Below are 247 nucleotides of genomic sequence, written 5' to 3'. Positions count from 1 at the left end.
AATCAAATGAATCAAATGAATCAAATGAATCAAATGAATCAAATGAATCAAATGAATCAAATGAATCAAATGAATAGTTGGGTTGCATAAATAAATCAATTAGACTTATTCATTCAGCAATATAATTCCTGAATGAATAAGTTTATAACTAAAACCTATCACACCATTAGTTGAACTACATATAATCATAATATTAAAAATAAAGTATTTTTTTTTAATCCCATTTCAATGGGCACTGTTGCAAATA

The organism is Acinetobacter harbinensis (assembly GCF_000816495.1).
Classification (GTDB): domain Bacteria; phylum Pseudomonadota; class Gammaproteobacteria; order Pseudomonadales; family Moraxellaceae; genus Acinetobacter; species Acinetobacter harbinensis.
This window is presented reverse-complemented; position numbering follows the sequence as displayed.